General features: G+C 71.3%; 19 protein-coding genes and 3 tRNA genes. 21 read left to right on the forward strand and 1 reads right to left on the reverse strand.

Annotated features, from left to right (window positions below; translation table 11 throughout):
* The first annotated feature begins 29 nt into the window (after positions 1 to 29).
* The 20 genes from AAD496_RS03750 (at position 30) to rplL (ending at position 24,370) form a co-directional block, all read left to right on the forward strand.
* Entirely contained in the window at positions 30 to 1,376 is a 1,347-nt protein-coding gene (locus tag AAD496_RS03750) for a hypothetical protein (RefSeq protein WP_349827305.1), read from the forward strand.
* A gap of 226 nt (positions 1,377 to 1,602) precedes the next feature.
* Positions 1,603 to 1,675: transfer RNA gene (locus AAD496_RS03755), tRNA-Thr, on the forward strand.
* A 25-nt stretch (positions 1,676 to 1,700) separates the two neighbouring features.
* A tRNA-Met gene (locus AAD496_RS03760) sits at positions 1,701 to 1,774 on the forward strand.
* A 176-nt stretch (positions 1,775 to 1,950) separates the two neighbouring features.
* A complete protein-coding gene (locus AAD496_RS03765) occupies positions 1,951 to 2,787 on the forward strand; it encodes a TetR-type transcription factor C-terminal domain-containing protein (protein WP_349827306.1) in 837 nt (278 codons plus the stop codon).
* Between the two features lie 149 nt (positions 2,788 to 2,936).
* On the forward strand, positions 2,937 to 3,386 hold the full coding sequence (locus AAD496_RS03770) for an FAS1-like dehydratase domain-containing protein (RefSeq protein ID WP_349827307.1): 450 nt from the start codon (positions 2,937 to 2,939) through the stop codon (positions 3,384 to 3,386).
* The gene (locus AAD496_RS03775) at positions 3,386 to 3,853 is read left to right on the forward strand and encodes a MaoC family dehydratase (RefSeq protein WP_349827308.1); all 468 of its coding nucleotides are present in this window, start codon (positions 3,386 to 3,388) and stop codon (positions 3,851 to 3,853) included. Before AAD496_RS03770 ends, AAD496_RS03775 begins: the two co-directional genes overlap by 1 nt.
* Before the next feature lie 7 nt (positions 3,854 to 3,860).
* Positions 3,861 to 5,054, forward strand: a complete 1,194-nt coding sequence (locus AAD496_RS03780; protein WP_349827309.1) for a UDP-N-acetylmuramate dehydrogenase — start codon at positions 3,861 to 3,863, stop codon at positions 5,052 to 5,054.
* 43 nt (positions 5,055 to 5,097) lie between these two features.
* Positions 5,098 to 6,867 (forward strand): metallophosphoesterase family protein, encoded by a 1,770-nt coding sequence (locus AAD496_RS03785; protein ID WP_349827310.1) that lies wholly within the window; start codon positions 5,098 to 5,100, stop codon positions 6,865 to 6,867.
* Between the two features lie 82 nt (positions 6,868 to 6,949).
* Positions 6,950 to 7,022: transfer RNA gene (locus tag AAD496_RS03790), tRNA-Trp, on the forward strand.
* 124 nt (positions 7,023 to 7,146) lie between these two features.
* Complete coding sequence (gene secE, locus AAD496_RS03795) at positions 7,147 to 7,422, forward strand: preprotein translocase subunit SecE (protein ID WP_349827311.1); 276 nt, start codon at positions 7,147 to 7,149, stop codon at positions 7,420 to 7,422.
* Positions 7,423 to 7,620: 198 nt separating this feature from the next.
* Positions 7,621 to 8,439: a transcription termination/antitermination protein NusG gene (nusG, locus tag AAD496_RS03800; protein ID WP_349827312.1), complete on the forward strand. Its 819-nt coding sequence runs from the start codon at positions 7,621 to 7,623 to the stop codon at positions 8,437 to 8,439.
* Between the two features lie 143 nt (positions 8,440 to 8,582).
* On the forward strand, positions 8,583 to 9,503 hold the full coding sequence (locus AAD496_RS03805; protein WP_349827313.1) for a DUF4132 domain-containing protein: 921 nt from the start codon (positions 8,583 to 8,585) through the stop codon (positions 9,501 to 9,503).
* A complete protein-coding gene (locus AAD496_RS03810) occupies positions 9,500 to 14,299 on the forward strand; it encodes a hypothetical protein (RefSeq protein WP_349827314.1) in 4,800 nt (1,599 codons plus the stop codon). The genes AAD496_RS03805 and AAD496_RS03810 overlap by 4 nt, the downstream gene beginning before the upstream one ends.
* Entirely contained in the window at positions 14,296 to 15,510 is a 1,215-nt protein-coding gene (locus AAD496_RS03815) for an ATP-binding protein (RefSeq protein WP_349827315.1), read from the forward strand. Before AAD496_RS03810 ends, AAD496_RS03815 begins: the two co-directional genes overlap by 4 nt.
* Positions 15,510 to 19,253 carry a DUF5682 family protein gene (locus AAD496_RS03820; protein ID WP_349827316.1) on the forward strand — a complete coding sequence of 1,248 codons (3,744 nt, stop codon included), beginning with the start codon at positions 15,510 to 15,512 and terminating at the stop codon, positions 19,251 to 19,253. Before AAD496_RS03815 ends, AAD496_RS03820 begins: the two co-directional genes overlap by 1 nt.
* 115 nt (positions 19,254 to 19,368) lie before the next feature.
* Entirely contained in the window at positions 19,369 to 21,345 is a 1,977-nt protein-coding gene (locus AAD496_RS03825) for a hypothetical protein (protein WP_349827317.1), read from the forward strand.
* A 232-nt stretch (positions 21,346 to 21,577) separates the two neighbouring features.
* A complete protein-coding gene (gene rplK, locus AAD496_RS03830) occupies positions 21,578 to 22,015 on the forward strand; it encodes a 50S ribosomal protein L11 (protein WP_349827318.1) in 438 nt (145 codons plus the stop codon).
* 172 nt (positions 22,016 to 22,187) lie between these two features.
* Positions 22,188 to 22,883 (forward strand): 50S ribosomal protein L1, encoded by a 696-nt coding sequence (rplA, locus tag AAD496_RS03835; RefSeq protein WP_349827319.1) that lies wholly within the window; start codon positions 22,188 to 22,190, stop codon positions 22,881 to 22,883.
* Positions 22,884 to 23,362: 479 nt separating this feature from the next.
* Entirely contained in the window at positions 23,363 to 23,890 is a 528-nt protein-coding gene (gene rplJ / locus AAD496_RS03840) for a 50S ribosomal protein L10 (RefSeq protein WP_349827320.1), read from the forward strand.
* Between the two features lie 90 nt (positions 23,891 to 23,980).
* Positions 23,981 to 24,370 carry a 50S ribosomal protein L7/L12 gene (rplL, locus tag AAD496_RS03845; protein ID WP_349827321.1) on the forward strand — a complete coding sequence of 130 codons (390 nt, stop codon included), beginning with the start codon at positions 23,981 to 23,983 and terminating at the stop codon, positions 24,368 to 24,370.
* A gap of 174 nt (positions 24,371 to 24,544) precedes the next feature.
* Here the strand turns inward: rplL and AAD496_RS03850 are convergent, their stop codons facing one another.
* Positions 24,545 to 25,375, reverse strand: coding sequence for an MBL fold metallo-hydrolase (locus AAD496_RS03850; protein WP_349827322.1), 831 nt, complete (start codon positions 25,373 to 25,375; stop codon positions 24,545 to 24,547).
* A gap of 193 nt (positions 25,376 to 25,568) precedes the next feature.
* On the opposite strand from AAD496_RS03850, the gene AAD496_RS03855 reads away from it, so the two are divergent.
* Positions 25,569 to 26,825 (forward strand): GNAT family N-acetyltransferase, encoded by a 1,257-nt coding sequence (locus tag AAD496_RS03855; protein WP_349827323.1) that lies wholly within the window; start codon positions 25,569 to 25,571, stop codon positions 26,823 to 26,825.
* Positions 26,826 to 26,903 lie beyond the last annotated feature (78 nt).

Consider the following 26,903-nt stretch of genomic DNA (forward strand, 5'->3'; position numbering starts at 1 on the left):
AACTGAACGATGAGCAGGGGACTGGACACATGACGTACATCCGTAGGACCGGCGCACTGCTCGCGACCCTCGCACTCGGGATCGGGGGAGTGCTGCTGCCGGGCGCTGCAGCGGCGAGCGCCGACCTGAACAACACGACGCCGACCGCCACGGAACTGCCGGACCCCGACACTGTCGAGAGGTTGTCCCTCGAAGAGCTGAGTCCTTCGCCTGAACGGGCAGGGGAGATCGCGCAGGCGCTGGCCGAGGATCCGCTGTACCTCGCCGAGGGTCAGGAGAACTACTTCACGAGTACCCAGATCGAGAGCCTGGAATCGGGGCTCGCGACGACCGAGTACCCGATGTACGTCGTGGTCGTGGCGGAGCCCGAGGTCCAGTCGGGCGAACAAGTGGTCCCGTCCGACTACCTGTCCGACCTCGCGGGGATGATCAGTGTGCGGCTGGAGGGGGAAGGGCTGCTCTACGTGGTCGGCCCGGACTCCTTCGGCGCGCAGGACAGGGTGCGGGCGCTGGAATCCGAGACCTATTGGCTCCTGCAGGAACAGACGTACACGACGGTCCACGACCCGGATCGGGACATGTCGTTGCAGGAGTTCACTCTCGACACGGTCGAACGCATGCAGGACCCCCAGGAGACCGAGAGCCCGAGTACCAACCCGATCGAGCGCCTCTTCCGGGACATGCTCTATTTCGCCGGCAGGTATCCGGCGATCGCGATCGGCATCGTGGTCGCCGTCCTCGCGGGGGCGGGCGCGCTCATCTGGTTCATCGCGCGGCGGGCCCCGCGGGTGAAGAAGAAGTACGTGGTCCCGGACGCCGTCCTCAAGGCCGCGAAGTCCGCGAGCCGCAAGAAGCTGGAGCAGGAACTCGGCCAGGACGCCCTGCAGGTGAGCACCCGTTTGCAGAACCTGCAGGCGGGCTCCCTGAGCGAGGCCGACTCCCGCCGGGTGCAGCACGGGCTCGACGCCTACACGCTCGCCCGACGCATCGCCGAGGACGAGGCGTCCCGTCCCGACGACCTCATGGGTGCCCTCGTGCTGTTCGAGATGGCCGAGAACGACCTGGCCCGCGTCGAGGCACCCGCCGGCGGCACGAGCCCCCACCGACCGTGCGCCGTGAACCCCGGCCACGGGGAGTCGAAGGGGGAGATCTCCGTGACCGAGTACCGGACCCGCGCCGGGAAGGTGCTCGACCGCCTCGACGTCCCGGCCTGCGGCAAGTGCATGCGGGACCACCGCGCGGACAACCCGCTCCAGTGGCTGCGCGTGGACGGTCAGCCCTACCTGGAACGCGACACCGCCTGGGCGAGGACCCTGTTCGGCTCGACCGATGCGGACCTCGTCGCCGAGGTGATCCGCGAACGCGCCCTCTCCTGAACCGGCCGCACGCCCACCCGATCCGAACGGACCCGAGCCATGGCGCCCGGACCCCGATGCGCAGAGCCCCAGGAGGGCCGGGATCTGTGAGCGAGACCACGCGAAAAGGTTTGCGGGGGCGGGGGAGCCCGAGAGGCCGCTTGCCCAGTGTTGGCGTGGGAGAGCGGTGTTCGCGGGGTCGATTTGGAATCCGCGCGGAACGCCCTGTAGAGTTATATCTCGTTCCGCCCCAATAGCTCAGACGGCAGAGCGTTTCCATGGTAAGGAAAAGGTCAAGGGTTCGATTCCCTTTTGGGGCTCTCTGCGAGCGGAAGTTCGCAACACGGCGGGATAGCTCAGCTGGTTAGAGCGCACGACTCATAATCGTGAGGTCGGGGGATCGAGCCCCCCTCCCGCTACTGCCAGCAGAAGCCGGTGGACGGTCGGAGAGATCCGGTCCGGACACCGGCTTCCGTGCATTCACCCCTCTTCGCGCGGCCACACCGGCGGCCGCCGCGCCCCCGCCGCCCACCTCACATCCCGCGACAGCGCGCCCACCGGCCCGAACGTGCGTCTTCTCGGTAGTGTGTACCGCATGGCCACCATCGACGGATCCGGAAGCCCGGGCGCAGCCCCGCCGGCAGGCGCCCGTGTCCGGGCCGCTCGCGGCGCGGCCGGGCTCACCCTGGAGCAGGTCAGCAGCCAGATCGGCGTGAGCCCCGCGACCCTGTCCCTCATCGAGCGCGACAAGGTCGCCGTGACCGACGAGCGCCTGGACGCGATCGCCGGTGTCCTGGGCATGAGCCGCACGGACCTGCTCAGCGGTCAGGGCGTGCCGAATCCCGACGCGGACGGGATCGACGACACCCGCCCCAAGGTCCTCGACGCCGCGATCACCTGCTTCCTGAAGTGGGGCTACCACGGCACATCGATGCGGCAGATCGCGCACGAGGGCAATGTGAGCGTCGCCGGTGTCTACCACTACTACGCGTCCAAGCAGCAGATGCTCGTCGCGATCCTCGACTACACGATGCGTGAGCTCATCGACGCGCTCACCGCCGTCCGCACCAAGGTGGCCGACGAACCCCCGGTCGAACGTTTCCGCGCGCTCGTCGAGGCGCTGGCCTTCTTCCACGCGAGCTCGCAGCGGATCGCTTTCATCGGCGCCAGCGAGATGCGCAGCCTGGAAGAACCGCACCGCACCCGGATCGCGGACCTGCGCCGTTCCGTCCAGTACATGCTCGACGAGCAGGCGCGCGCCGCCGTCGCCACCGGGGACTTCACCACGCCCGACCCGCGGTTCGCCTCGCGCGTGGTGTCGACCATGTGCACGTCCCTGGCACAGTGGTACCACCCGGACGGCGAGGTGGACGCCCAGACGGCGGCCGCCGACCTGGCCGGGTACGCGGTGGCCCTCATGCGCTCGACCTGAGGCCGTCACCGGCCACGGCCACGCACCACCGTCACCGACCACCGCTGCCGAGGCGCCCCGCCCGCGGGCACCAGACCCGACCCCACCGTCCCCACCGACCGTCCGAGCCCGGCCGGCCCACAGGAGGGGACCCGAACACAGGAGTACACGTGAGCGTGAACACCGACCTCCAGGGGACCAGCTACACGCTGGAGACCCCCTACCAGGTGAGCCGGGAGGCGATCGCCGCCTTCGCCCGTGCCACCGGTGCGACCGACCCGGCGCACTTCGACGTCGCTGCCGCCAGGGCCCTGGGCCACGCCGACGTGGTCGCCCCGCCGACCTTCGCCGTCATCCCCGCCCAGCGCACCGAGGGGCTCTACATCTCCCGCCCCGACGCCGGGATCGACTTCTCCCGGGTCGTCCACGGCGAGGAGAGGTTCGGCTTCTCCCGCCCGATCGTCGCCGGCGACGAACTCGCCGCCACCTGCCACGTCGACGGTCTGCGTGAGGCCGCCGGCAACGCGATGATCACCACCCGGACCGAACTGACCGACGCGGCGACCGGTGAGCCCGTCGTCACCGTCACCTCCACCATCGTCGTGAGGGGAGAGGCCTGATGAGCGAGAACACCACCACCCCCGTCCTGTCGGAGCTCGAGGTCGGCCAGGTCGTCCTCACCGACACCGTCGACCTCTCCCGCGGGGACCTGGTCCGCTACGCGGGTGCCTCCGGCGACTTCAACACGATCCACTGGAACGAGCGGTTCGCGAAGGAGGTGGGTCTGCCGAACGTCATCGCCCACGGCATGCTCACCATGGGCGCCGCCGGCTCCCGCCTCACCGACTGGGCCGGCGACCCGGGTGCTGTCGTCGACTACCGCACGCGGTTCACCTCGCCCGTCGTCGTCCCCGACGCCGAGTCCGGCTCGCCCGAGCAGCCCACGGCCTCCCTGGAGCTGGCCGCCACGGTCAACGCGATCGACGCGGAGGCCGGTACCGTCACCCTCGCCCTCGAGGTGAAGGCCGACGGGACGAAGGTCTTGGGCCGCACCCTCGCCGTCCTCCGTCTGCCCGCCGCACGGTGATCGACTGGTGACCGACCTGCGTCCCGACACCGTGCGCCTGGCGGACCTCACCACCATGCGGGTGGGAGGCCCGGCGGCCACCCACGTGCGGGTGGCCACCCGGCAGGAGCTCGTCGACTTCTGCCGGTCCCACCCGCTCGCCGGGCCCGCCGAGGCGTCTCCCGCAGCGTCCTCTCCCGCCTCCCTCCCCGACACAGCGTCCTCTCCCGCCTCCCTCCCCGACGCCGAGGCGCCCCGCACTCTCCACGCCCCCACCGACCGCGTCCTCTTCGTGGCCGGCGGGTCGAACCTGCTCGTCTCCGACGCCGGGTACCCCGGTACGGTGTGCGAGGTGGCGACCCGGGGGATCGAGGTCGAGCACCTGTCCGGTGGGCGGCTGCGGATCACCGCGGAGGCCGGCGAGAACTGGGACGACTTCGTCGCCCACTGCGCGGAGCTCGGTGCCCGGGGGCTCGAACCGCTCTCCGGGATCCCCGGCTGCGTGGGTTCCACCCCGGTGCAGAACGTCGGTGCCTACGGCGCCGAGGTCTCCCGCACCATCGAGTCCGTCCTCGTCCACGACCGGACGAGTGGCGACGAGCACTGGAAGCCGGCGGAGGACCTGGGCTTCGGGTACCGGACCTCGCTGCTCAAGCGGTCGGCCCGCGAGTACGGCACCCCGCGGTTCGTCGTCCTCGCCGTGAGGTTCGTGCTCGACCGGGGGGAGGAGTCCGCCCCGATCGCCTACCCGCAGCTGGCCAGGGCGCTCGACGTCGATCTCGGCGACACCGTGCCCGCGGCGGACGTGCGCCGGGCCGTCCTGGCCCTGCGCGCCTCGAAGGGCATGGTGCTCGACGAGGCCGACCACGACACGTGGTCATGCGGGTCGTTCTTCACCAATCCCGTCCTCGACTCCGACCACCCGCTGCCCGACGAGGCGCCCTACTACCCGGTCGTCGACGCGCTCACTGGCGAACCGGTGCCGGGGAGGAAGAAGACCTCGGCCGCCTGGCTCATCGACACCGCCGGGTTCGGCAAGGGGTTCCACGTGGGCGCCGGCCGCGCGAGCCTGTCGACCAAGCACACCCTGGCCCTCACCAACCGGGGCGAGGCGACCTGCGAGGACGTCCTCGAACTCGCCCGGCACGTCGTCGCGGGCGTGCAGGAGACCTACGGCATCACCCTCGTGCCGGAACCCGAACTCGTCGGGGTCCACCTGTAGTTCCATGGCGCGCACGGATCGGAACGCGGGGAAGGACGACCGGATGACCACGCTGCTGAGCTCCGAGGGGCACCCGGGGCAGGGCGCCTCGGCGGCTGGGGAGGGTGGCGGGAGACCACCCGCGGTCGGAGATCGGAGCTCCCGGGCACCCTGGGTGCACGTCGGACGGTTCCTCCTCGTGTGGGTGACCTGCCTGCTGCTCGCCGCGCCCTGGGCGCTGTTCAGCGCGCGGACCACGGCCCCTTTCGGTCCGCACATGGCCGAGTACTCGCTGAGCACGGACTCCGTGCTCACGGTCGACCTCGGGCCGTTGGGCAGACTGCGGATGCCGGTGGACGAGCAGATGCCGGGGCCGCTGGGCGCGGATATCCGGGTCGCGGAGATCCCCGAGGGCTCGGCGGCCGGTGGTGAGACGCTCGACGCGCTCGGTGCCGACGTCAATTCCTACGCGACCTTCTTCTCCGCGCCCGAGGCGGCCGTCCGACCCGTCGTCCGTGGCCTGGCCGGGGACATGATCCTGCGCACCCTCGGCGCCGGGACCGCCCTGGCCGTCGGGGTGGGTGTCTTCGTGCTCGTCCGGCCCCGACCCTTCGAGGAGGGGTTCGGCGCGGTCGGCGTGCGGCTGCGGTCCACGCATCCCTCGGCCCGGCGGGGGTTCGGGATCGCCTCGGCGGTGGCGCTCGTCATCGTCGTCGAGCTCGCGCTCGTCCCGAACCCGCGGTCCGAACCCGTGGTGGCCACACCCTCGCTCGACGGTACGCCGCTCGCCGGTGCCCAAGTGACGGGGCGGATGAGCGGGCTCGTGGACGAGGTCGCCGCACTCGTCACCGACTGGGTGACGGAGAACGACGACTTCTACGCCCACGCGGAGCGCAACCTCGACGCGGCGTGGTGGTGGCGTGGGGACTCGACGCGGATGTCCTCCGAGGAGCCCCGACAGGAGCCGGTGGCCGCAGCCCCCACGCCGGTTCCGGAGTCCACGGCGGAATCCGTGCCGGCAACGGAACCGGTCGTCGCGGAGTCCGACCCGGACCGCGTCATCACCTCCGTCATGTCCTCCGACATCCACTGCAACACCGGGATGGCGGCCTTCGCCGGCGAGGTGGCCCGGAAAGCCGGTGCCGACCTGTTCATCGACGGCGGTGACGTGACGATGACGGGCACCCCCGCCGAGAACCTGTGCGTCGACGTCCTCGACTCCGCGATCCCCCGCGGTGTCGACAAGGTGACGGTCAAGGGCAACCACGACTCGCGGGACACGATCGAGCACTTCGACGCCCTCGGCTGGACCGTCCTCCGAGGACGGGCCGTCGAGGTCGGTGGGCTCACCTTCCTGGGCGATTCCGACCCGCGCCGGACGGTGTTCCCGGACGGGTCCGAGCCGGAGCCGAACGCGGCGGGTGTGATCGAGACCCAGCAGGAGTTCGGCGAGCGGATCGCGGACACGGCCTGCCGGACCCCGGCGGACGTCCTGCTCATCCACGACCCCGCCCATGCCGAGGCGGCGCTGGAGACCGGCTGCGTCCCCGTCGACCTCGGGGGACACCGGCACGCCCGGTCCGGGCCCGAACCGGTGGGCGGCGGTGTGCGCTACACGAGCTCGACGACGGGTGGTGCACTCGCGAACGCGCTGACCCCGGGACCCCTGCGGATGACCGCGGAGGTGACGATCATCCGCTGGGACGCCGTGACCCGGGAACCGATCGACCTCCAGGTGGTCTCCGTGGACCAGGACACCTCGGTGACGATCGGTGAGTGGGAGGACTTCCCCGACGTCTCGATCCCCAGCCCGGCGCAGACGGAGGGGGAGTGATGCGGACCACCCCGTGTCCGATTCGCGTTCGTCCCGGTCATGGCTGTATGCTTTTTCCTCGGTAGCGGCCGCGGTCGCTCCTAGGGGTGTGGCGCAATTGGTAGCGCAACGGTCTCCAAAACCGTAGGTTGCAGGTTCGAGTCCTGTCACCCCTGCAGAAGGATCGTGAGGGCCGGTCGGCTCCGGTGTGAACCGGTACCGACCGGCTTTCGCGTAGTATTCGACCCACGGCCCGGGGCCCCGGACCGTGAGGAGCACACATCTACCGAGTGAGGGCGCGTGGCGGATTCGACAGCGGACGCAGCACAGCCGGGCAAGAAGACCCAGAGCGGCAAGGTCGCACGGAAGCAGGGCTTCTTCGGGACGATCCTGCAGTTCTTCCGCGAGGTCGTCGCGGAACTGAAGAAGGTCGTCACCCCGACCCGCAAGCAGCTGCTCAACTTCACGCTCGTCGTGCTCGCCTTCGTCGTCGTGATGATGCTCATCGTCACGGGCCTCGACTTCGCCTTCGGCAAGCTCGCCGCCCTCGTCTTCGCGGGCACACCCCTCTGGTGACCGCCGCCGGGTGACACCGGTCGGTGACCGTGCACCCGCGGACGACGACGATCCGCTCACATCGGGCGCCCAGGACCCCACGGCGACCGGTCGCGTCTTCTATCCTGGAGACGAACGTCCGGTGAACCGGGCCCGCAACGTCAAGCGCCGCCGGCACTCCGGCGGCGCGCCTGCATGACTCAAGACCAAGGAGAAACGGTGTCCGAGAACACTCCGGAATTCGAGAACCTCGAGGAGAACCTGCCGCAGGACGCGGTCGTGGAGGAGTCCACGACACCCGCCGAGGACACCACCTCCGTTGAGGAGGCCGCCCCGGCTGCCGAGGAGGCCACTGACGCCGACGAGGCCGTCGTCGCCGCCGAGGACGCCGCCGACGTGGTCGACCCCGCCGAGGCCGCCGCCGAGGAGTTCCGTGCCGAACTCGCCGAGCAGGTCGGCGACTGGTACGTCATCAACTCCTACGCCGGCTACGAGAACCGCGTGAAGACCAATCTCGAGAACCGCGCCGTGTCCCTGGACATGGAGGACTACATCTTCGAGATCCAGGTCCCCATGGAGGACGTCGTCGAGATCAAGAACGGTCAGCGCAAGACCGTCCGCCGCGTGCGGATCCCCGGCTACGTGCTCGTCCGCATGGACCTCACCGACGAGAGCTGGGGCCTGGTCCGCAACACCCCGGGTGTCACCGGCTTCGTCGGCAACGCCTACGATCCGGTGCCGCTGACCCTCGACGAGGTCTTCTCGATGCTCGCCCCCGTCGTCAAGGAGCGCCAGGCCGAGGCCACCGCCGCGGCCGCCGAGACCGACGAGAACGTACACGTCGACCAGGCCGGCCGCCAGGTCAAGGTCGAGTGGGAGATCGGCGAGTCCGTCATGGTGAAGGAGGGCTCCTTCGAGGGTCACCCCGCCACCGTGCAGGAGATCAACGTGACCACCCAGAAGATCACCGTGCTGCTGTCGATCTTCGAGCGCGACGTCCCCGTCGAGCTCGGCTTCGACCAGGTCTCCAAGATCTGATCGACCGGCACCGGCCGGACCGGGCGAAATCCTGGCCCGCTGAATCGCTTGGCCCCCTGAGATGCCCATCTCAGGGGGCCAAAGCGATTCAGCGGTCCGGAACTTTCCGGGGTTACTCGTGAGTATCTGGTTGGATTGGGCCCATGGAGACCGCACCGGAACCCACCCTCGTGCCCACCGACCTCGGCTACTCCCTCGGGCTCGACGGGTCGACCGTCTACGTCGTCAACGCCAAGGGCAAACGGCTCAAGTCCGTGCCCGCCAAGGCGAAGAAGACCGACGAGTACCTGCGCATCACCCAGCTCGGGGAGTTCCTGGCCCGCCACGACGCCGAGGCGGGCGCCCAGGTGCAGTCCTGGGTCCTCGGGGCCTTCCCCGTCCAGGCCGCGGTGCTCGCCGCCGTGTGGCCGGACGAGGCCTGGCGGTCCTGGCTCGTCGACGTCGTCGTCGCCGATGCGGCCGCTCCCACCACACCCCTCGGGTTCCTCCGCGAGGTCGAGGCGCCCGAGCCCGCCGAGGCGCACCAGGACTCCGAGCCCCTGGACTCCGTGCGGATCGGCGTCGTCGATCTCGATGGGGAGACCGTCCACGCCGACGTCACCGCGGTCGTCTTCCCGCACCCGCTCCACCTGGGCGAGGACCTGGCGGAGTACGCGGAGTTCAGCGCGGAGCTGGGTCTGACCCCGCGGTTCGACCAGCTGTTCCGGCAGGTCCACGTGAAACCCGATCCGGCGCCGGCCGGGCACGCGGTCACCGATTTCGCCGGCGCCCACTTCGAACTCGTCCGCCATGCGATCTCCCGGGCCCGGTCGCTCGGTTTCGAGGCCGACACGATGTCCGCCCGGTGCACGACCGTCGCGGAGGGTCGCGTCGTCGAGGCGCGCCTGGGCCTCGGCGAGGGCTACCCGGACGTCGAGACCTGGCTGGGCGACCTGGAGTTCCTGGAGAACGGACGGTTCCTGGATCTCGCCGACGTCCCCGCGATCGCCTGGAGTGAGGGGATGCGGATGGCCACGCTCATCCATGCCGCCCGCGCCGTCGAGGAGACGGAGGAGGAGTCGTGAGCGCGGTGACGCAGGGCAGTGCCTACACCCAGGAAAGTGCGTACACCGAGGTCCTCCTCGACGCCGGCCTCGTCGTCCCCGGGACGCCTACGGGCGCGGCACCGTCGGCGAACGCCGAACGTGCGGTCGCCCGCACCTACACCCACGGGCTGCTGGCCGACCGGTCGATCGTACGGATCCTGCCGGAACCGTTGGTCCTCGCCGAGGACGCCACGCTCGGCGCCCTCGACCTGGCACCGGCCCGTCCCGCCACTTCCGATCCCGCTCCCGAGGCGCCCCGCCCGGTCGGCTTCGTCCGTGCACGGGCCATGGGCTTCCCGGCCTGGCCGATCCTCCAGGACCCGGACAACGCCCACCACGCGATCGCGCTCGTGAAGGACCTGGAGAAGGCCGCCCGGAAGGCGAAGGGCAACAAGCTCGAGGCCAAGGAGATCGTCGAGGACCTGGCGTCCCGGCTGGCCGGCTCCGCCCCGCACTTCCTGCCGACCTTCTACGAGGAGGCCGCCCGGATCTTCCTGGCCGTCGGGACGACCAACTACGGCACGCAGTACTTCGGCCGGGCCCGGGACGCGGAACGCGACTACGGCCTCGCCGTCGACGAGGCCCGGCACCGGCAGGTGTTCCAGGAGTTCGCCGCGGCCGGAGCCCTGCCGACCAAGGCGATCACCGCGGAGGTCGACCGGCTGCTCGCCACCTTCGACCCGGCCGAGGCCTTCACCCGGTACCTCGACCTCGTCGTCGAACGCGCCGGGAACGGTGCACGTCTGCACGCCGGGTTCCCGGCAGAGGTGAAGAAGCTCGGCAAGGCGGCCGGGATGAAGCCCGCGGCCGCCCTCGAAGAATCCATGACCCGGATCCTGCCGACCGGTGCGATGCTGTCGGCCGGCGCCAAACTGTGGGACCAGCTCGGGGCGGCCGTCCGGGCCGTCGTCGCCGCGGACCCGACGGTCCGGGAGCACCTGGCCGGGGAGTTCCCCAAGGACCTGCTCTTCGACACGTGGATGGACACGGTCGATGAGCTCGATCTCCTCGGGTGGTTGGCCGAGCACGGGACACCCGAGCAGATCGCCGGCTGGATCCTCGCGGCCTCCCGGAAGCGGGTCGGCTGGGTCCGGGGTTCCGGGACGACCCATGGTGATCCCGCCCGGATGGTCGCGGCCCTCGAACGTCTGCCCCTCCACCGTCTGCGGGAGGCCGGGGTCTCCGTCGATCTCGGGATGCCGACGGCTTCCGGGACGCTCGCCGCACTCGACGTGGCACTGGAGGCCGGCCTCGAGGTGAACATCGGGATCGCCGGTGGGCACACCCTGCCCACCCGCACCGTGTGGGAACACCTGGAGACCGGGGTGGAGCGGGACCTCGTGCACGTGGCCGCAGACCCCGCGTGGTCGGAGTTCGTGGTGGCGTGCACCGCGCGCTGGGGGAGTGACCGGCACGAGGATCCGTACCCCGACGAGATCGTGGCCCGCCTTCTCGCCCAGCCGAGCACTCTCGGACTGGTCCGGTCCGCGCTCGACCGGGTCCTGCCCGTCGACGGCTCCCGGGCGATCAACGTGCGGGAGTCCCGGGACCTGTACAACCGGTTCACCCCGATCCTCCACCCGGACCTCCTGGGTCCGCTCGACCTGGAGGAACGGACGCTCGCCGTCCTGGACCCGAGCCCGGTCTTCGCCGAACACCTGCGGGTCGGGCTCGGCTCGGAACTCGCCTGGCCGGAATGGGAGGACCTCTCCGCACAGGTGCCGCTCGGCCACGAGGTCGACCGCGAAGCGTTCGAACCGGACGTCGTGTGTTGGCCGTACGTCGGCATGGTCGTCGGGACGGAGGTCGTCATGCTCGGACCGGAGGGCGAGGCGCTCCGGCACCGGTTCGAACCCGTCCCGGGCCATTTCGGGAAGGGACGGGACGCACTCGTCGACGCGACCGAGGCCGGGGGACGCTGGATGGTGTCGCTCGCCGCGAAACGCTGGCATGAGAACCTCACCTATTGGGTCGACGATCCCGCGAACGTGGTGAAGGACCAGGCGATCTTCTCGACGGGGTCCGTGCCGGTCGGGGACGTCCGGGTCTTCCAGGAGGGCTCCGTCCTCCGCGCGACCGACGAACCGGGTCCCCGCGTGACCTGGGCGAGCCTCATCTCGGACGGCGAGCGGGTGTGGCAGCAGCGGGCCCGCGGGTTCCTTCCGATGGAACTCGACCCGCACACCGGAGAGATGATCGGGGAGTCGTGGCCGGACTGGATCCAGGCCGTGCTCGACGGACTCCCGGAGGACGCGGTCCTGCTGCCGGCCTCGGCGCGTCAGGTCCCGGGTGGTATCGGCGTCGTCACCGTCGTCGAACCCCAGGACTTCCACACCGACATGGTCACCCACACCTCCGACGGTCGGGAGACCCGGCGGCGGCTGCCGGTGCGGTTCTCCGGTCGGATCACCATGGGTCGACGGTACAAGGGCCCCATCGAGGCGAACCGGACCGACGCCCTCATCGACGCCCCCGGGAGGACCTGGCTGGCCGTCGGCGAACAGCTCATCGACGTGGACAGTGGCCTGTCGGTCGATCCGTTGCCGAGTCTGTCCGTCGGCTCCTACGAGGGTCGGAAACTGCCCTACGAGTTCTGGAACGGACTGGAGGTGCGCAATCCCGAGGTGTCCGCGCGGATGCGGACGATCACAGAGGACGAGGCCGAGCCCCTCCTCGAGGTGATCGTGCCGGGCATGTTGTCCTACGTCCAGGGGGAGATCACGGACCCGGACTACCTCGACGCCCCACCGCGGGCCGAGGAGGAGGACGCCCTCGACCGGATCCTGCCCGGGACGACCGGGGCCCTGCGGACCGCGGTCATCGGGGCGGCCCGACGGACCGTCCATCTCGCGATCACGTGGTCTCTCGCACTCCGGGGCCTCATGCCCACCGCGGCCCAGGAGGAGGAATGGGCGCGGGAGGACGCCGTGGAGGAGGACTCCTCCCTCGACCCGGTCGAGCGGCAGCGACGTGCCGACGCCACCTGGGAGATCGACGACGGGGCAGCCGATGCCCTCATGCCCCTGCGGCGTGCGGGGTGGCGGATGCGTGACCGCTACGCGGCGGAGCCCGCACTCTTCGCCGCGCTCTCGGCCTGGGTGCACGACCAGTTCGACGGGCGGGTGGCCCACGACGAGATGACGGTCGGGTACCAGCAGGTGCGCGGCGGGGAATGGACTGTCCGGGACCACCTCATGTATCCCGGCGTCGCGCTCGTGGCGGCGGCCACCGAGACCGACCCCGCGCGCCGGGCCACGCTCCTGGAGCTGACCGGGCGTCTGGGTCGAGGGATCTTCGACGGCTCGACCTGGCTGCGACATCTCAAGCAGGACTGGTGGGCCGACCGCGAGGAGATGTCCTACGTCCTCCCGACCGCGGACCTCCCCGCCGAGGCCGCCTCGGGTGCCGAGCCGACCCGCGCCGTCGTCATGGAGCTCACCAACCACACCCCGATCGCCTACGGCCGAGGCGCCCCGGAGAGCATCGACCACCTGGCGGTCGCCGACGTGGTGCCGACGACCGGCCCCGTGGGACCCGACCTCGTCACGGCCCACACCGTGGTCGAGCAACACCTGGAAGCCGCCGGCCCGGTTCCCGTCCGGTGGTCCGAACTCGACCGCGTCGCCGAGGCGACCGGGATCGACCGGATCGCCGTCGCCCTCCTGTTCGCCACCCCGTCCGGCCGCTTCTCGTCGGAGGAGGACGCCCGCGCGTACGCGGGGCACCTGGGTGTCAAGGTCACCGAGGCGAAGAATGCGGTGAAATCCCTCGTCGGCTACTCGACGCATGCGCTCGGTGAGGCGATCGCCCTGTCCATTCCGCGGCCCGTGAATGCCTGGTGGAACGACGACGAGGCGTCCCGCGCCGCCCGGACGGCCGCTCTCGACCGGGCGGCCCACCGGCTCCTGCGGGACCGACCGCGGTTCCCCGTGAGTGCGGAACTGCGGGCCCGGGCGGACGTGGAACTCGACGCCTCGGCCGGGATGGTGGACCGCCTCGTCACCCCGATCGAAGCGGACCGTGTGACCGGGGCCGACGCGGTGAGCCACTGGGACATCGGGCGGGCCTGGCGCGCGACGGCCTGGCTGTCGGCCACGCTGCCGCCCGACCACGAGGTCCGCGACGAGCTGGCCGGCTACACGCGCTGGTTGGCGCGCGTGGTCCCGGCCTCGGTGACGGAGAACTATCCGCGGGACGTCCTCGGTGTCCCCGAGGACCCCGTGCTCGACCGGTTCGTCGAGCACCTGGACCCCCGGCGGACCACCGAGGAGGTCCGGTCCTTCGCCGGGCCGGGTGCCGCGGAGTTCCAGAACCCCCGCTTCTCGGTGCCGGACCTGGTCCCGGTGGTCGCCGCGGACCTGGGCGTCGACGAGGACGCGGCGGTGTACTTCCTCCAGCTCCTCGCACTGCCCACCCCCAAGGACGCGGACGTGAAGAAGTGGAACGGTTGGAAGAAGGCCGCCTTCGAGTCCGCCCGGACCGCACTGGTGGAGAAGGACCTCGTGACGGAGGCGTCCCGCAAGGGTGCCGGCCGCACCGTGTTCCTGCCCGGCGGCTGGACCCGGATCCGTGGACCGAAGCCGCTGTTCACGGAGGAGTGGAAACTGCCCTTCGTGCACGTCGAACGCGGGGAGGGCACCAGTTGGTTGAACGCGAAGGTGATCCTCCCGCTGGTCGGTTACGCCCGGCTCTTCGAGTGGGCCTGGGAACGGTGGACGGCCGGTGACCGGCCGACCTTCACGGATCTCGACGACGCGATGGGGAGTGGACGATGACGACGGAGGAACGTGCCCGGCAGGTGGTGCCGCCGGAGGACCGGTACGCGGAGGAACTCGCCTTCCTCGCCGCCCACGACCCGGGTCCGCGGCCGCACGCCTGGCGGCTGACCCCGCGGGCGGTCGTCACCTTCGTCATGGGGTCCGAGGGACCGCTCGCGCTGGAGGAACCGACGGGAGACCTGCCCGACTCGCTCACGATCTCGCAGAAGTACGTGGGTGACCGGGCGCTCGTCGAACGGTGCGTCGTCACGCTCGCGGGTTCCCGCGGTCTGTTGCTCACCGGGGAGCCCGGCACCGCGAAGTCGATGCTCTCGGAACTCCTCTCCGCAGCGATCTGCGGATCGAGCGCCTTCGTCGTCCAGGGCACGGCGGGCACGACCGAGGACCACCTGCGGTACGGCTGGAACTACGGGCAGCTGCTCGCCACCGGCCCGAGCACCGAGGCGCTCGTCCCCAGCCCCCTCATGATGGCGATGGAACGCGGCGCGGTCGCCCGCGTCGAGGAGATCACCCGCTGCCTGCCGGAGGTCCAGGACGCGCTCGTCTCACTCCTGTCGGAACGCCGGATCGCGGTACCCGAGCTCGGTGACCACGCCGTCGCCGCGCGCCCCGGCTTCGCGCTCATCGGGACGGCGAACCTGCGGGATCGCGGCGTCACCGAGATGAGCGCGGCGCTCAAACGGCGCTTCAGTTTCGAGCGGATCGACCCGATCGCCGACCGGTACACCGAGGTCGCGCTCGTCACCGCGCAGGTCCGCTCGGCGCTCGCCGAGTCCGGGGTGCCGACCGCACACGCGGAGCCCGATACCGCCGTCATCGACGCCCTCGTCACCGCCTTCCGTGACCTGCGCACCGGCCGCACCGCCGAAGGGTGGTCCGTCGAGCGGCCCTCGACCGTCCTCTCCACCGCCGAGGCGGTCGCCACCGCGAGCACCGCCGCGCTGTCGAGTGCGTGGTTCCCGGCGGACGCGGACGTGCAGGGCAGTGGGGACACGGTCGGCGCCTCGGGTGCGGGTGCGTCGGTGTCGACGGCGGCGCTCGCGCAGGTCCCGCGCCTGCTCATGGGAGCGGTGCGGAAGGACGACCCCGCCGACGCCGACACCCTCCGTGGCTACTGGGACCTCGCGGTCTCGCGGCGGGCCGAGGCGGGTGACCCCGTCTGGTCGGCCCTCTGGGACCTGCGTGACCGGATTCGAGTGTGGGAATAATGGCGTCCGAGGGCCTCGAGGCCGCCATTCTTTCCACACTGGAATCCGGGTTGATCGGCGTGCGGCACCATTCGCCCGCGCTCGCCCGGGTGATGCCGGAGCTCCTGGACGCGGTCGCCCCGGCGGTCCTCGCGATCGAACTCCCTCCCGAGGCGGCTGCATGGGTCGACCTCATCGCCCATCCACAGGCGCGGGCGCCCCTGGCCCTCGCGCTCGCCCCGCGGGTGGGGGACGATGCGGGTGGTCCCTTGGGGTCGGGTGGTCCCGGTGGTGGCTGGGAGGACTCCCCGTCCTTCTACCCCTTCGCCGAGGTGAGCCCCGAGCTCGTTGCCCTGCGCTGGGCGCGGGAGAACGGGGTCCCGGTCGAGTGCATCGACCTGAGTGTCACGGTGCGGTGGGTGTCGGACGACGTGCCGCTCGTCGTCACGGATCCATCGGGTGATGACGGAGCCGGCGAGGACGGAGCTGCGCGGCGGCGGGCGCGCGAAAGGCTGCCCGACTGGGACACCGCCGTCGAGGCCCGCACCGTGGGCGCAGGCGCCACCGCGGTGCGGCGTGCCGCGCTCGCCTACGGCACGGGTCTGCGCATGCTGACCCCGCCTCGGGCGTCCGGACCGGGCGAGGATCGGCGCACGCTCCTGCGCGAATCGGCCATGCGCGAGGGACTGCGCCGCGCAAGGGAGTCGGCCCGGGAACGATCGGCGGACGGGCCCGTCGTCGCCGTCATCGGCGCCTTCCACGCCCCGGCGCTCGTGAACGCACTCGTGACGGACACGGAGCTCGCCGCCGCGGACCGGGCAGCGCTCCGGGGTGCTTCGGCGTCGGGGAGGGCGGCGGGAGACAACGCTGCGGCGGGGACGGCAGGACGGTCCCGCGAGGTCGTCACCTCGCTCGTGCCCTACGAGTCCTCGCGGCTCGACGCACGCTCGGGGTATCCGGCCGGGGTGCTCGACCCCGAGTGGCACCACCGCGTCCTCGAGGTCGGGGAGGACCCGGACGGGGTGCAGCGGGTGGCCGCGGAGATGCTCACCGACACCGCCCGCCGGGTTCGCGCCGAAGGGTACCCCTGCGGCACCGGCGAGGTGACGGAGGCGGTCCGCCTCGCGCAGGACCTCGCGAGCCTGCGGGGTCTGCCGGCCGCGGGGCGCAGCGAACTGTGGGAGGCCGTCGACACCGTCTTCGCCCAGGGTGAGGACCACGGCCGCGGCCGTGCGGTCCGGGAGGCGGCGCACCGTGCGCTCGTCGGGACGCGGCACGGGAAGGTGGCCCCGGGGACCCCGGAACCGGCGCTCGCCGAGGCGGTCGTCGAGGACCTGCGGGACCTGCGGCTCCTCGACCGGGCGCTCGACCCCGTGCGGCGCCGGGAGGTGCTGCGCCTCGACCCCTTGCGCAGTCCCCTCGACGCCCGGCGCGAGGTGTTCTTCGCACGCACCGCTACGGCCGGGATGGCGGTCGCGAACCCGGTCGAGGGCACCGGTGTCGGCGGAGTGGCGACCGTGACGACGCGATGGCAGCTGGTCGACCCCGCGGTCGTCCGGGCCCGGGCGGCGGGACGGGTGGCGCTCGGGACCCGGACCGATCAGGTGGCCCGCGCCGTGCTGCGGCACGAGTTGCGGGCCGTCGCAAGTGAGCAGGGGGATTCCGGTGGGTCCCCGGCCGCGGGTTCGCCCGTGACGGGACTCGGGCACGGGGGAGCGGGACCGGCCGAGCGGGCCTCGCGGGTGTTCCGGAAGGCGGTGGCCTGCGGACTGACGGAGGTCGCCGCCCAGGCACTCGCCGCGGTCCGGGCCGGTCTCCCGGGGGCCGGCCTCGACACGGTGCTCGACGTCGTCGGGGACCTCGATTCGCACACTTCCCGCTCGGTGGCCGGTGCCCGGGTCGCGGGGATGGAGCGCCTCGATGCCGCCGTCGCCCAGGTGCGGAAGGAGGCGCTCGCCGCGCTCGTTCCCCTGCTCGACGGGCTGGCGGGGAGTACGGACCCGGCGGACGCACGCCGTCTGGGCGACCTCGCGCGGACGGTCGGCGGTGAGGGCGTCCGGTTGCACGCGGTGCTCGACCGTCTGGCCACCACCGCCGCCCCGACCCTGGCCGCCGGTGCCCTGGCCGCACGCGAGGTGATGGACCCGGGATCGCGCCTGGGCACCCTGGTCGCGGAGGCCCGGCGGCACGTGACCGGGGGTTCGACGGCGGACCGGCGGCACCGGATGCAGCAGTGGCTTGCCGGGTTCCTCGCCGCGGCGGGACACCTGGTCATCGAGAGCGAGGAGGTCCGCGCCGGGCTGGCCGAAGCGGTCGAGGCGCTCGCCGACCGGGACTTCGTCGCCCGCCTGCCCGCGTTGCGCAGCGGGTTCGAGGTGCTCGACGACCGTGCCTGTGACCGACTCCTCGCCCAGCTGGGACGGACGCGTGGTGAGGGGAGCGGAGGCCGCGTTGGGAGTGGACGGGGAGCGCGGGGTGACGTGAACGGAAGCCACGCCGGGAGCGGACGGGGAGCGAGGCCCGAGGTCGATCCCGACCTCCTCGTTCTGTGGGCCCAGGAAGACCAGGAGGCGGCCGACCGGGTGGCGGCGGGGCTCGCCTCGGCGGCGTTCTCGCCGGCAGAGCGGTGGAAGCTCGTGCTCGGACGGCACGGTGGCAGCCTGCGGGCGGGCAGCCCGGCGGGGCGGTTGGCGCGGGTGCTGGAGAGGAGTCACGGGGCGCGCACCTCGCCGGGCGAGGACGACGGGCTGGGCGGGTACGGCGGCGACGGTGCGGACGGTGGCACGCATCCCGGCGACGGCGCCGGTGACGGGCCGCCGGAGCCGATGGTGCGACGGTGGGACGAGATCGACCTCGCGGACCTGTTCGGTGAGGACGTGCGGGACGAGGTGCTCGCGACGGCCGCCGCTCACGGCGACACGAGTGCGCTCCTGGCGCTCGATCCGGAGGCGGTCACCCCCTCGGCGGACCTGCTCACGGACCTGTTGAACCTCGCCCGTGGCATGCCGGAGGGGCGCGTGGAGAAGCTCCGACCGCTCGTGCAGCGGTGCGTCGACGCGCTGGCCGCGGCCCTGCGGACCGAACTGCGCCCGGCGCTCACCGGGCTCGGCACCAACCGGCGGACCCGGCGGCGCACGCGGCTGTTCGACGCGGCGGCGACGATCCGGGCGAACCTCACCCAGGTCGTGGCGCTGCCGGACGGGACCCGGCGGATCGTGCCGCGTGACCCGATCTTCCGGCAGCGGGCCATGCAGCACGTGGGGTGGCACGTGGTCGTGCTCGTCGACGTGTCCGGGTCGATGGAACGGTCGACGGTGTTCGCCGCGCTCACCGCGGCGGTGCTGGCCGGGGTGCCCTCCCTGTCGGTGAGCTTCCTGACCTTCTCGACCCAGGTGGCCGACCTGAGCGAGCACGTGGACGACCCCCTGTCGCTCCTGTTGGAGGTGGCGATCGGGGGCGGGACGGACATCGGACGCGGGCTCGACGCCGCGGCCGCCGCGGTGCAGGTGCCCGAACGCACCCTGCTGGCCGTCATCACCGATTTCCAGGACGGGGGAGAGCGGTCGCACCTGCTCGGGCGGGTGCGGGCGCTGGCGGAATCAGGTGTGGCGATGCTCGGGTGTGCGGCGCTCGACGACGACGGGCAGGCGGTGTACGACGTCGCGGTCGCCCGCCAGGTGGCCGCGGCCGGCATGCCGGTGGCCGCCGTGACCCCGGCCGGTCTGGCCGGATGGGTCCGCGACGTGGTGGGGAGCCGGAAGTGAGCGGGGTGGTGGCAGCAGCGGGAGAATTCTGGCCCCGTGAATCCGTTCGGCCCCGTGAGATGGGCATATATCGGGGCCAAAGCGATTCACGAGGCCGGAACTGCGGGGGAACCCGATGAGCGGGGTGTCGGCTCTCGTCGCCGCGGTCTCCCCGGCCACTTTCGCCACCGCGATCGAGGGTGCGAAGCCGCGGATCCGGAAGAAGGCGGAGTCGCTGGTCGCCGAGCACGACTCGTGGGAGTTCGGCAGTGCGGAGGTGCGGATCGGGACGGCGACCGTCGGTGTCGACGGTTCGGGTGCGCTCGTCTGCGACTGCCTGCTGTCCCCGAAGTGCGCGCACGTGCTCGCGGTGGCCCTCGCCGTGCAGGAATCCCGTTCGCAGGACGACCAGGGACCACCGTCCGCCCCCGAACCGTCGACTGGGCAGATATTCCCCGGCGGGAACCGTTCATCGGGCACTTCCTCCCGGTCGATCGGGCAGGATCCGGCACACCTCACCGAGGCCCAGCGTGCGGCGCTCGACGCGGCGGAGGATGCCCTCGACCTCGTCCTCAGGCGGGGGATCGCCGGGCTCACCTCGACCGATGTCGCCGGGATCCTCCGGGTGGTGCACATCTGTCGGGTCGTGGGACTCGTGCGCCTGGGAGCGACCCTGACCGCGCTGCACACCGTCGTGCGGGACCGGCGAACGGAGGGCCACCACCCCGTGGTGACGAGGTCCGGGCTCGGAAACACTGGGTCAGGACACTCCGGTGTCGCGGCACGGGGGTACAGGGCCGGTCCGGCCACCGCAGGCACAACCGGCGCGGGCGCGGCCGGGGCCGGAGGGTCCGGGCCGGGAGGGACGGGCACCTCGGGAGCGGGGGAGACGAGGGAGAAGCCTCCGCTGCACGTGGTGGAGGTCGTCCGGGCGACCTGCCTGGCGGTGCTCGCGCTGCGGCGGGCGGACGCGGTGGGCGCGGTCGGGACGGCGGAACTCGGCGAGGCGCGGCGGACCTACCGACCGGTCGGCAGCCTGTGGGTGCGCGGGGTGGCCTGCGAACCGGTCGTGACGGACGCGGGGTATGCGGGCGTGGTCACCTGGTTCGTCGGCGCGGACGGCGGGACGTACCGGCTGTCCTCCGTGCTGCCCGGCGAGGTCGAGTCGGTGGCGCGGGCGTACCGAGCGGGTGCGCGGCTCGCGGATCTGGGGCTCGCACCCCGGGACCTGGCACGCGGCGCGGTGCTGCTCACGGGTGCGACGGTGAGCGAGGACGGGACGCTCGGCCGGCCGAAGGACCTCCGCGCGATGGTGGTGGCCCCGGATCCGGTGGGTGCTGGGTCGGTCGGTACCGGGTCGGTGGGTGCTGGGTCGGTGGGCACCGCTACGGCCGGTGGCGGGGCACCGGGACTTCCGGCGGGTTGGACGCGGGTGACCGGGCGGATCGCGTCCGATGCCCGCGGCCTCCGGGTCGGTGCGGAGCGGTACCGGTGGACTCCGGCGGCCAGGCGACTGGGCGTCGGTGAGGTGCCGGGAGGTCACGACGCCGAGGTGGCGGGCGGTCCCGATGCCGAGGTGGAAGGAGGCCACGACGCCGAGGTGGCGGTCCTCGTCCGCGGCCGCGAGGTCATGGCGGTCGAGTACACGGATCCGGGCAACGACGGCGGTGACACTGAGACGCGCCTGTGGTTTCCGGGACTCGATCGCTACACCCCGCCGAATGACGAGAACACCGCGGACGGATCGGGCCGGAGCGGTCGGGTCGAGGGTCGGGCTGATGGTCGGGGTATCGGTCGGACCGCGGGTGCCGGTGTCATGGATCGGGCCCGGCTCGCCGCGGATGCCTTCCCGGAATCCCGACGTGGGCCACGCGCGGTGCTCGGTACCTGGGTCCGGGCGATCGTCGAGCACGGAAGCGGAGTGCTGCAGCGTGACCACCGCACGCTCGAAGCCGACGTCGTCTGGTTGCGGGCCCACGGGTCACCCCACCGCGCGGGGTTGTTGGAGGAATCGGGCGCCTCGGCGGCGGGTGGTGGGGACACTGCTGGTGCCGGAGAAGCGGGCTTGATCCGCGCGTGGACGAAGGCAGCTGTGGCCCTCGGTGACCTCTAGGCGGCGAGCCGGGACCCGTGCGAAGCAGAGTCGGCCACGCTCGCCAACCGCGCCCATCGCGCCCGCCACACCCTCCACTGTGACCGGAGGAACACCGGTGCGGGTTTCGCCGCGGTCCGGGCTGTGGAATGATGGTGTGGTTTGATTGCCCGGACTCTCATCGGAATTCGTGCGCGATCGGACGCTCCCGCGGTAGACGCCGCGGGGGAAGCAACAGATTAAGGACCGCACAATGCCTCCCAAGAAGAAGGTTTCCGGCCTGATCAAGCTCCAGATCCAGGCAGGTGCTGCCAACCCGGCACCGCCGATCGGTCCGGCGCTGGGTCAGCACGGTGTCAACATCATGGAGTTCTGCAAGGCGTACAACGCCGCGACGGAATCCCAGCGCGGAAACGTCGTGCCGGTGGAGATCACCGTGTACGAGGACCGCTCCTTCACCTTCGTCCTCAAGACCCCGCCGGCCGCCGAGCTCATCAAGAAGGCCGCCGGTATCAAGTCGGGTTCGGCGACCCCGCACACGGTCAAGGTGGGTCACCTCACCGTCGACCAGGTGCGCGAGATCGCCGAGGTCAAGATGCCCGACCTCAACGCCAACGACATCGACGCCGCCAACAAGATCGTGGCCGGCACCGCACGTTCGATGGGTATCACCACCGACGTCGAGATGTGATCCGCTCCCCGGATCGCGCACGGTCACCGTACCGGTGACCACAGGGTCACCCGACCGGTGACCACCTCCGTCTCCCACAGGGACGACTGGACGCGACACGGGGAACAGCACCACTCATCCCACCGTGGAAGGGCCGGCGCGGCCCGGACCACGACTGCAAGGAGAAAAGCAGATGGCAAAGCGCTCGAAGGCCTACCTGGCCGCCGCCGAGAAGATCGCGGCAGACACGTTCTACGAGCCGGCACAGGCGATCAGCCTCGTGCCGGAGACCTCCGTGGCGAAGTACGACGCCACCGTCGAGGTCGCCCTCCGCCTCGGGGTCGACCCCCGCAAGGCGGACCAGATGGTGCGCGGCACCGTCAACCTCCCGCACGGCACCGGCAAGACCGCCCGGGTCCTGGTGTTCGCCGCCGGCGACCGTGCAGAGGCAGCCCGCGAAGCAGGTGCCGACTTCGTCGGTTCCGATGACCTGCTGGAGAAGGTGGCCGGCGGCTGGACGGACTTCGACGCCGCCGTCGCCACCCCGGACATGATGGGCAAGGTCGGCCGCCTGGGTAAGGTGCTGGGTCCCCGTGGCCTCATGCCGAACCCCAAGACGGGCACGGTGACCATGGATGTCGCCAAGGCCGTCAACGACATCAAGGGCGGAAGGATCGAGTTCCGCGTCGACAAGCACTCGAACCTCCACTTCATCGTGGGCAAGGTGTCCTTCGGTGCCGAGAAGCTCCAGGAGAACTTCCAGGCCGCCGTGGACGAGGTGCTCCGCCTCAAGCCGACCTCCGCCAAGGGTCGCTACATCTCCAAGGCCACCGTCACCACGACGAACGGCCCCGGCATCCCGATCGATCCGGCCGCCTTCCGCGCCTGATCGCTCCCGAGAGCCTGCCGCAGGCCCGGTCCGTTCCCCTCTCGTGGGGGCCGGGCCGGGCCTGCCGGCGTTCCGGCGGGAAGTGCAGGGCGCCTCGTCGACGCCCGCCGCCGAGGCGCCCTGCCCTCCCGACGGAACCTTCCTCCCGACGTGAACCGCACCACAATCGGCCGCGTCGAGTTGTGTGCGGCCCGCCGGTCCCTCTAAGCTTGTATCTGCCCAAGACCGTCGGTCTCCTCGGGCGTGAACCCTCCTGAACATCCGGTCCCTTACGGATGCGACGGCGGCGGAACCGAAGAGGACGAAGACTCGTGAAGAGTGACCCACGCAGGTGAAACCAGAACGACAGTTCTCCTCCGCAGGATCCGGTACCTCACGGTGCCCGGCTCCCGGCAGCAGATCGCAGGCGTTCCGTGCTCACTTGCGCGGGACGCCTTTTCTCGTGTCTGGGACGGCCGACATCGTACGAAAGGAACACCATGGCGACGCCCGAAAAGGCAGCCGCGATCGCGGAGATCAAGGAACTCCTTGAGTCCTCCGACGCCGCAGTGCTGACCGACTACCGTGGCCTCACCGTGGCGCAGCTGAAGGATCTGCGCCGCTCGCTCGGTGAGCACGCCACTTACGCCGTGGTGAAGAACACGCTGACCAACCTCGCTGCCAAGGAACTCGGCATCGACGCGTTCGACGGTCACCTCAACGGTCCGACCGCCGTCGCGTTCGTGAAGGGTGAACCGTCCGAGGCCGCGAAGGCTCTGCGTGACTTTGCCAAGGCGAACGACAAGCTGGTCATCAAGGCCGGCCTCCTCGAGGGCAAGGCTCTGTCCGCCGAGGACATCAAGAAGCTCGCCGATCTGGAGTCCCGCGAGGTCCTGCTCGCGAAGGCTGCTGGTGCGATGAAGGGTGGCATGGCCAAGGCCGCCGCCACCTTCCAGGCACCGCTCGTCAAGTTCGTCCGGACCGCCGAGGCTCTTCGCGAGAAGACCGCCGGCGCCGAGGCCGCCTGACACCGAGCTTCACCACACCGAAAACCACCCCGGCGGGACGGGCCGTACGCCCACCTGTGTCCTGCCACCTCACGGAAGGAACTTGCCACCATGGCCAAGCTCACCGCTGAAGAGCTCATCGAGGCTTTCAAGGAGCTCTCCCTCATCGAACTGTCCGACTTCGTGAAGCTCTTCGAGGAGACCTTCGAGGTCGAGGCCGCTGCCCCCGCCGCTGTCGCCGTTGCCGGTGCCCCGGCTGCCGGTGGCGACGACGCTGCTGCCGCTGAGCAGACCGAGTTCGACGTCATCCTCGAGTCCGCAGGCGAGAAGAAGGTCCCGGTCATCAAGGAGGTGCGTGGTCTCACCTCCCTCGGTCTGAAGGAGGCCAAGGAGCTCGTCGACGGCGCACCCAAGGCCATCCTCGAGGGCGTCGACAAGGACGCCGCCGAGAAGGCCAAGGAGGCCCTCGAGGGCGCCGGCGCCACCGTCTCCCTCAAGTGATCCGGGGTGCGACGGTGACGGCGCACAGCCGTCACCGGCCTCGCACCACGCTTCGCTGACGTACGAGGCCCCGACAGGAATCCGTTCCTGCCGGGGCCTCGTCGTATTCATCGAGCGTACGGTCGGTGGCGTTCCCGGGTCGGGATTTTGCCACTGACCGTACGCTCGAACGCGTCAGACCATCGTGCGGGCGGGTGCGCTGTCCGCTTCGTCGGCTGCGACCGCCGCGATGTCGGCGGCCTGCTGCTCGACGAAGGCCCGGTCCACGGGCCGACCGTGCCCCGGCAGGAACGTCCCGATCCCCGCTCCCGAGGCGCCCTGCAGCCCCAGCAGATCCTGCAGGCTGTTCGCCCAGGCCGCCGGCAGCGCGTCGTCGAACTGGGGTGGCGCACCCTCCTCGACCAGGTCACCGACGATCGCCACGTCCCCGACGACGAGGACGAGGTCCGTCTCCGTGTGCCCGGTGAACACGCGCGCCGTCACCTCGACGCCCCCTCCGAGGTCGATCGTGTCCCCGGTGGCGATCGGCTCGATCTCCCCGTGTCCGAGGGTGGACAACTCGCCGATGAGCACGTCGCCCGGGTTCTCGGGCAGCCCGGGTGCCACGGCACCGGCCTCCTCGAACTGCAGATAGGCCGAGGCCGCCCGGTCCCGCACGAAGCCGGCGGAGGCCCGGAACTCGCGCACACCCGGTCCGGTGGGTCCGGATGCCTCCGCGCCCCACCCCGGTACACCACCGGAGAGGAACTGGGCGTTGCCGAAGAAGTGGTCCCAGTGGTCGTGGGTGAGGGCGACGACCAGCGGCCGGTCCCCGGCGATCCGCCTCCACGCAGTGAGCAGTTCCTCGCTCGGTTCCCCACCGGGTCCGGTGTCGACGACGAGGACGGCCTCGGGACCTTCGACGAGGTAGGAGTTCACCGGGACGGTGAGAGTCCCGTCGGTGAGCACGGTCGTGTGCACGTGGATGCGCGGTCCGGGTGTGCCCGGGGAGATTTCGTTCGGCATGCGCCCAGGGTAGTGGTCGGGTGGGCCTGCACGGTCGCCCGGATCGAGTGCGAGGTGAGTGGCATCTCGCACTCGAGGGAGAGGCCGTGGGAGTCGACGTGGTGGGCGGATTCCTCTTCGGTCCGTGAGGGCGGGTTGGTCTTCGGTCCCTGAGCAGGGTTCGGTGTCCGAGGGGCGGCGTAGGCTGGATCACATGACGATGATCAGGGAGGAACTGCTGGCATACGCGGTGGAGATCCCGGGCGTCGAGGGGTACCGGGCGGTGTACGGCTCGAGGGTGTGGGGCCTGCCGGAGCCGGAGCGTGAGGGGCTCTTCCGTGAAGTCACCGAGGTCGAGTACGCCCTCGACGTCATCGGCTGCGAGACCGACATGGGCCTGGCCGAGTTCGCGGACCGGCCGGGGACCATCCGCGGTCGGTGGCAGGAGTCGGTGAGTAAGAAGTACGAGATCGTGCTCGTGGTCGATTCCACGGGCGACGCCCGGTTGTTCGCCGACGTCGAACTGCCACTCACCGAGAACCGCGATGCCGCGGAGGTCTGGCACTCGCCATCGGCACGCGGGTGGTCCGATCCCGGGTACGACGCACTGTTCGCCGCCGTCGATGTGGTGCTGGCCCGGGAGGACCGGACCAAGACCTTCATGTACATCGGTCAGAAGGACGTCCCACGGGTCGGGTACTCACACCTGGCGTTGGCGGAGGAGCCGGAGGCCACGGGTGGTGCAGGGGTGCCGGGAATCTCTGGAGGACAGGGCGCCTCGGCGGCGGACGGAGGCGACGGTACCGGTGCGGTCCCGGAAGACGACGGCCGGGCGGTGCTGACGCTCGGCGACCGGCGCGGCTCCCTGTGGGCGGACGACCCGGCGGTCGTGCAGGTGCGCTCGCGCGGGTTCCGGCTCGCGCAGATCGAACGGTGCTCGGTGCTGGAGGTCGGCGCCGACCTGGAGGTCCCCGCGGTGCCCGCCGGTATGGAGGTCGTCACGTGGGTCGACACCCTGCCGGAGGAGCACCTGGCGCGGATGGCCGACGTCAACACGGTGTTCGCGCGGGACGTGCCCAAGGGGGACCTCGACTTCGAGCTGGAGATCGACACGCCGGAGAAGATCCGGGAACGGGAGAAGGTGCGGGCTGCCTCCGGGACCCGTTCCTACGGCACCGCGCTGTGGGACCGGGAGGCGGACGTGTTCGCGGGCATGACGGCCTTCGGGGTCGACGCCGGGAACGCCCATGCCTACCAGGGTGCGACGGTGACCCGTCCGGAGTACCGGGGGAGGGGCCTGGCCGGGGCGCTCAAGCTGCTCAACGCGGCGCATCTGCGGAGTGCGGCGCCGGGGGTCGGGCGGGTCTACACGTGGAACGCCGCGGAGAACGACGCGATGCTCGCGATCAACAACCGGGTGGGGTTCCGTCCGGTCTTCATGGAGTCCGCCTGGGAGCGGGTGACCGACTGACACCGGGCGACCCGACACCGACCGGCAGGGCGCTCACCTGGCCCGGCGTGGAGGAGTGTGACGGAGAACAGGTGACCT

The organism is Brevibacterium litoralis (assembly GCF_040212315.1).
Classification (GTDB): Bacteria; Actinomycetota; Actinomycetes; order Actinomycetales; family Brevibacteriaceae; genus Brevibacterium; species Brevibacterium litoralis.

What these genes read in the sequence shown, in the direction of transcription:
- rplL (WP_349827321.1), top strand. Translation starts at nt 23,981, where the DNA reads ATGGCCAAGCTCACCGCTGAAGAGCTCATCGAGGCTTTCAAGGAGCTC.
- AAD496_RS03825 (WP_349827317.1), top strand. Translation starts at nt 19,369, where the DNA reads ATGAGCGGGGTGTCGGCTCTCGTCGCCGCGGTCTCCCCGGCCACTTTC.
- AAD496_RS03765 (WP_349827306.1), top strand. Translation starts at nt 1,951, where the DNA reads ATGGCCACCATCGACGGATCCGGAAGCCCGGGCGCAGCCCCGCCGGCA.
- rplA (WP_349827319.1), top strand. Translation starts at nt 22,188, where the DNA reads ATGGCAAAGCGCTCGAAGGCCTACCTGGCCGCCGCCGAGAAGATCGCG.
- AAD496_RS03785 (WP_349827310.1), top strand. Translation starts at nt 5,098, where the DNA reads ATGACCACGCTGCTGAGCTCCGAGGGGCACCCGGGGCAGGGCGCCTCG.
- rplJ (WP_349827320.1), top strand. Translation starts at nt 23,363, where the DNA reads ATGGCGACGCCCGAAAAGGCAGCCGCGATCGCGGAGATCAAGGAACTC.
- AAD496_RS03775 (WP_349827308.1), top strand. Translation starts at nt 3,386, where the DNA reads ATGAGCGAGAACACCACCACCCCCGTCCTGTCGGAGCTCGAGGTCGGC.
- AAD496_RS03805 (WP_349827313.1), top strand. Translation starts at nt 8,583, where the DNA reads ATGGAGACCGCACCGGAACCCACCCTCGTGCCCACCGACCTCGGCTAC.
- rplK (WP_349827318.1), top strand. Translation starts at nt 21,578, where the DNA reads ATGCCTCCCAAGAAGAAGGTTTCCGGCCTGATCAAGCTCCAGATCCAG.
- AAD496_RS03750 (WP_349827305.1), top strand. Translation starts at nt 30, where the DNA reads ATGACGTACATCCGTAGGACCGGCGCACTGCTCGCGACCCTCGCACTC.
- AAD496_RS03850 (WP_349827322.1), bottom strand. Translation starts at nt 25,375, where the DNA reads ATGCCGAACGAAATCTCCCCGGGCACACCCGGACCGCGCATCCACGTG.
- AAD496_RS03855 (WP_349827323.1), top strand. Translation starts at nt 25,569, where the DNA reads ATGACGATGATCAGGGAGGAACTGCTGGCATACGCGGTGGAGATCCCG.
- AAD496_RS03820 (WP_349827316.1), top strand. Translation starts at nt 15,510, where the DNA reads ATGGCGTCCGAGGGCCTCGAGGCCGCCATTCTTTCCACACTGGAATCC.
- AAD496_RS03815 (WP_349827315.1), top strand. Translation starts at nt 14,296, where the DNA reads ATGACGACGGAGGAACGTGCCCGGCAGGTGGTGCCGCCGGAGGACCGG.